Source organism: Parasphingorhabdus sp. (assembly GCF_048269915.1).
Classification (GTDB): domain Bacteria; phylum Pseudomonadota; class Alphaproteobacteria; order Sphingomonadales; family Sphingomonadaceae; genus Parasphingorhabdus.
The window spans coordinates 1-5,877 of the sequence record NZ_JBLWTY010000016.1 but is presented as its reverse complement, the minus strand read 5'-3'; the positions used below and the strand labels follow the sequence as shown (position 1 = coordinate 5,877).

Below are 5,877 nucleotides of genomic sequence, written 5' to 3'. Positions count from 1 at the left end.
GGTATGGACCTACTGTGATTACAGAACGGCCAGAGTAGTCTACACGTTTACCTAGAAGGTTCTGACGGAAACGACCTTGTTTACCCTTGATCATATCAGCAAGAGATTTCAGAGGACGCTTGTTCGAACCTGTGATCGCGCGACCGCGACGACCGTTATCCAGAAGCGCATCAACAGACTCTTGTAGCATACGTTTTTCGTTGCGTACGATGATGTCCGGAGCCGCAAGCTCTAGAAGACGTTTCAAACGGTTGTTACGGTTAATAACACGACGGTATAAATCGTTAAGATCAGAAGTCGCAAAACGACCGCCATCTAGTGGAACTAGAGGACGTAGATCTGGCGGAAGAACCGGAAGAACTGTCAGGATCATCCACTCTGGGTTGTTACCAGATTGAACAAACGCTTCAACAAGCTTCAGGCGCTTCGTTACTTTTTTACGCTTAGTTTCAGAGTTCGTTGTCTCTAGCTCTTCACGCATCTGTTCGATTTCAGTGTGAAGATCCATAGTGCTTAGCAGATCTTTGATCGCTTCAGCACCCATCTTCGCGACGAATTCATCGCCCCACTCTTCCAGACGGTCTAGATACTCTTCTTCAGTAAGCATTTGACCTTTTTCAAGGTCAGTCATACCAGCTTCTGTCACTACGTACATTTCGAAGTAAAGAACACGTTCGATATCACGTAGCGGCATATCCATTAATAGACCGATACGAGATGGTAGTGATTTTAGGAACCAGATGTGAGCAACTGGAGATGCAAGCTCGATGTGGCCCATACGGTCACGACGAACTTTAGTTTGTGTAACTTCAACGCCACACTTCTCACAGATAACACCACGGTGTTTTAGACGCTTGTATTTACCACAAAGACATTCGTAGTCTTTTACTGGACCAAAAATACGCGCACAAAACAGACCATCACGCTCAGGTTTGAACGTACGATAGTTAATCGTTTCAGGTTTTTTAACTTCACCAAAAGACCATGAACGAATCATGTCTGGTGAAGATAGACCGATCTTGATTGCATCAAATTCTTCGGTCTTATGCTGTGCTTTTAGAAAGTTTAATAAGTCTTTCACAATCAGCTCCTGTAAGGAGTTAAAAGCAGCCAGCCAAACGCCAGCTGCTTTCTACCAGATAATCACATTTCTCAATTGAGAAGCGGATTACTCTTCGTCTTCTAGCTCGATGTTGATACCTAGCGAGCGAATCTCTTTCAACAATACGTTGAACGATTCTGGCATGCCAGGTTCCATGCTGTGGTCGCCATCTACGATGTTCTTATACATCTTAGTACGGCCGTTAACGTCATCCGACTTAACTGTTAGCATTTCTTGTAGCGTGTAAGCAGCACCGTATGCTTCTAGTGCCCATACTTCCATCTCACCGAAACGCTGACCACCGAACTGAGCTTTACCACCAAGTGGTTGCTGAGTAACAAGGCTGTAAGAACCCGTAGAACGAGCGTGCATCTTGTCATCAACAAGGTGGTTCAGTTTCAGCATGTACATGTAACCAACAGTTACAGGACGCTCAAATGCATCACCTGTACGGCCATCAAACAATGTCAACTGACCAGACGTTGGAAGGTCTGCTAGTGACAATAGTTCTTTGATTGAACCTTCGTTCGCACCATCGAATACTGGTGTAGCAATCGGTAGACCGCCACGTAGGTTACCAGCCAGTACGCGTACTTCTTCATCGCTCATTGAAGCAATGTCGACGCTCTGACGAGTATCACCAAGATCGTATACCTTCTGTAGGAATTCGCGCAGCTTAGCAAGCTCTTGCTGTTCCTTAATCATTTGGTTGATCTTGTCACCAATACCTTTAGCTGCCAGACCTAAGTGTACTTCTAGGATCTGACCGATGTTCATACGCGAAGGTACACCCAGTGGGTTAAGTACGATATCGACTGGCTGACCAGTTTCATCGTAAGGCATGTCTTCAACAGGGTTAATCTTAGAGATTACACCTTTGTTACCGTGACGACCCGCCATCTTATCACCCGGTTGGATGCGACGTTTCACCGCTAGGTAAACTTTAACGATCTTCAGTACGCCTGGTGCTAGATCATCACCTTGAGTGATCTTGCGACGCTTAGCTTCGAATTTCTTATCGAAGTCAGCTTTCAGTTCGTCGTACTGCTCGGCTAGCTGTTCTAGCTGAGTTTGTAGTTCGTCATCTTCTAGCGTTTGTTCTAACAACTGCTTACGGTCGATAGATTCAACTTTCGCTTCGCTGTAACCTGCAGCAAGTAGCAGAGAGCGAACACGTGCATATAGACCACCTTCAAGAATTTGGAACTCTTCAGTCAGGTCTTTCTTCGCTTCTTTCAGCTGCATCTGTTCGATTTCAAGTGCACGCTTGTCTTTCTCTACGCCATCGCGAGTGAAGACTTGTACATCGATAACCGTACCAGCAACAGAGTTAGGCACACGCAGTGAAGTATCTTTAACGTCAGAAGCTTTTTCACCGAAGATAGCTCGTAGTAGCTTCTCCTCAGGCGTTAGCTGAGTTTCACCTTTAGGTGTTACTTTACCAACCAGGATGTCGCCACCCTTAACTTCTGCACCAATGTAAACGATACCTGACTCATCCAGTTTAGATAGAGCAGCTTCACCAACGTTTGGAATATCTGCAGTGATCTCTTCAGCGCCAAGCTTAGTATCACGAGCCACACAAGATAGTTCTTGAATGTGGATAGTGGTAAAGCGGTCTTCTTGAACAACGCGCTCAGAAACTAAGATCGAGTCTTCGAAGTTGTAACCGTTCCAAGGCATGAACGCGATACGCATGTTCTGGCCAAGAGCAAGTTCACCAAGGTCAGTTGATGGACCATCTGCGATTACGTCACCACGAGCTACAAGTTCACCCGGCATCACACATGGACGCTGGTTGATACATGTATTTTGGTTTGAACGTGTGTACTTAGTTAGGTTGTAGATATCGATACCCGCTTCGCCTGGTACCAACTCTTCTTCATTAACCTTAACAACGATACGAGATGCATCCACAGACTGGATAACACCACCACGTTTAGCTACAGCAGTTACACCTGAGTCAACCGCTACGTTACGTTCAATACCAGTACCAACTAGAGGCTTGTCAGCTTTCAGAGTTGGAACCGCCTGACGTTGCATGTTCGCACCCATCAATGCACGGTTCGCATCATCGTGTTCTAGGAACGGGATAAGCGATGCAGCGATAGATACTACTTGGTTTGTTGCAACGTCCATGTAGTTAACGTGTTCACGAGGGTGAAGACCAGATTCACCTTTTTGACGTGCTGTGATTAGCTCGTCGGCGAAAGTCGCTTCTTCAGTCAATTTCGCGTTCGCCTGAGCGATGACGAATTGACCTTCCTCGATAGCTGACAGGTAATCAACTTCGTCAGTTACAACACCATCTACTACGCGACGGTACGGAGTTTCTAGGAAACCGTATTCGTTACAACGCGCAAACGCAGATAGAGAGTTGATCAAACCGATGTTTGGACCTTCAGGCGTTTCGATAGGACATAGACGACCGTAGTGAGTTACGTGTACGTCACGTACTTCGAAGCCAGCACGTTCACGAGTCAAACCACCAGGACCCAATGCAGAAATACGACGCTTGTGCGTTACTTCTGAAAGCGGGTTGTTCTGGTCCATGAATTGAGAAAGCTGTGAAGAACCAAAGAATTCTTTAACAGCAGCAGAAATTGGTTTCGCGTTGATCAGATCTTGTGGCATCACGTTGTCAAGGTCGCCTAGGCTTAGACGTTCTTTAACTGCGCGTTCAACACGTACAAGACCAACACGGAATTGGTTTTCTGCCATTTCGCCTACGCTACGGATACGACGGTTGCCAAGGTGGTCGATATCGTCCACTTCACCAATACCATTACGGATCGCGATAAGCTTCTTCATCACTTCGATGATATCTATTTCATCAAGAGTGCCTTGCTCACCGGCGTCTTCACGACCGATCGAGCTGTTGAACTTCATACGACCTACTGTTGATAGATCGTAGCGTTCTTCAGAGAAGAATAGGCTATTAAATAGCGTTTCAGCCGCTTCTTTTGTTGGCGGCTCGCCAGGGCGCATCATGCGGTAAATTTCAACAAGCGCAGAAATACGGTCAGTTGTGCTGTCAACACGTACTGTGTCAGACATAAATGGACCGTGGTCTAGATCGTTCGTAAATAGAACTTCTAGTTGCTTATATCCAGCTTGTGATAAGTTCGCAAGAGCTTCTAGGCTAATTTCTTGGTTAGCCGCGATGATAACTTCGCCAGTTGCTTCATTGATGTAATCTTTAGAAGATACTTTACCAACTGTGTATTCAACTGGTACTTCAATGAACTCAACGCCATCTTTTTCAAGTTGACGGATGTGACGAGCCGTAACGCGACGACCTTTTTCTACGTAAACTTTACCTTGAGCTTCGATGTCAAACGTTGCAGTTTCGCCACGTAGACGCTCAGGCACCAACTCCATCATTAGAGTTTGGTCTTTCACTTCGAAGTTTACTTTCTCGAAGAAGATATCAAGGATCTCTTCAGTCGTCTTACCTAGTGCACGAAGAATGATCGATGCTGGTAGTTTACGACGACGGTCAATACGTACGTATAGGTTATCCTTTGGATCAAATTCGAAATCCAACCATGAACCACGGTAAGGGATAACACGTGCGTTATACAGAACTTTACCTGAAGAGTGGGTCTTACCCTTATCGCTGTCGAAGAATACGCCTGGGCTTCTGTGCAGCTGGGATACGATAACCCTCTCGGTACCATTGATTACGAAGGTACCATTATCTGTCATGAGTGGAATTTCACCCATGTAGACTTCTTGTTCTTTAATATCTTTGACAGTACCTGCAGGCGCGTCTTTATCAAAGATCACAAGGCGTAGTTTTACGCGTAGTGGTTTTGAATAAGTTACACCACGGATTTGACATTCTTTAACGTCAAAAACTGGTTCACCAAGACGGTAGCTAACGTATTGCAGCTCTGAATTGCCGTTGTAGCTCTGAATTGGAAATACAGAACGAAAAGCAGCTTCAAGACCGTATTGTCCTTCTGGATCCTGTTCAATAAATTTATCGAAAGAATCAAGCTGGATCGATAGCAGGTATGGAATGTCCAGTACTTGTGGACGAGTACCAAAGTCCTTACGGATGCGCTTTTTCTCGGTATAGGAGTAAACCATGGGGTTCCTCAGCTCGCTGATAAGTGACCCAAACTGTCCCCCTAAAAGGATTAGGACAGTGACTAAATCGCTGTTTACTGTAGTGACGTTTAACGAAGTTCGATAAACGCTTTTTGCATGGTTATGGGACGCTTAAACAGCGGGAAAATTCGCCCATACCCTACAGCGCAAAAAGGCCGGTGGTTATTAAACCACCAGCCATTAGCCTTTCGGCTAAGAAATTAAGTAATAATTACTTAACTTCAACAGATGCACCAGCTGCTTCTAGATCAGCTTTAAGAGCTTCAGCTTCTTCTTTAGAAACTGCTTCTTTAAGAGGTGCTGGAGCACCGTCTACAAGACCTTTAGCTTCTTTAAGACCTAGGCCAGTTGCGCCACGTACTGCTTTGATTACAGCAACTTTGTTAGCGCCAGCTGCAGTTAGGATTACGTCAAATTCAGTTTGCTCAGCAGCAGCTTCGCCACCAGCAGCACCGCCAGCTACAACAGCAGCAGCAGCAGATACACCGAATTTTTCTTCCATTGCAGTGATTAGTTCAACAACTTGCATTACAGACATTTCTGCAACAGCGTCTAGGATTTGCTCGTTAGTAATAGACATAACAATTCTCTTTTAAGTCAACAATAAGTTTATTTTGCAACCAGTAAAAAGCAAGCAATTAAGCAGCTTCTTTTTGATC

Annotated in this window: 2 protein-coding genes and 1 pseudogene; all 3 read right to left on the bottom strand. The window is 45.3% G+C overall.

What is annotated here, in order from left to right:
* A pseudogene (locus tag ACN0WX_RS15310) lies at nucleotides 1-1,081 on the bottom strand (DNA-directed RNA polymerase subunit beta'); the annotation flags it as partial.
* Nucleotides 1,082-1,168: 87 nt separating this feature from the next.
* Nucleotides 1,169-5,197: a DNA-directed RNA polymerase subunit beta gene (gene rpoB / locus ACN0WX_RS15305; protein ID WP_417623205.1), complete on the bottom strand. Its 4,029-nt coding sequence runs from the start codon at nucleotides 5,195-5,197 to the stop codon at nucleotides 1,169-1,171.
* Between the two features lie 232 nt (nucleotides 5,198-5,429).
* Nucleotides 5,430-5,798, bottom strand: coding sequence for a 50S ribosomal protein L7/L12 (gene rplL / locus ACN0WX_RS15300; protein ID WP_417623204.1), 369 nt, complete (start codon nucleotides 5,796-5,798; stop codon nucleotides 5,430-5,432).
* Nucleotides 5,799-5,877 lie beyond the last annotated feature (79 nt).

What these genes read in the sequence shown, in the direction of transcription:
- rpoB (WP_417623205.1), bottom strand. Translation starts at nt 5,197, where the DNA reads ATGGTTTACTCCTATACCGAGAAAAAGCGCATCCGTAAGGACTTTGGT.
- rplL (WP_417623204.1), bottom strand. Translation starts at nt 5,798, where the DNA reads ATGTCTATTACTAACGAGCAAATCCTAGACGCTGTTGCAGAAATGTCT.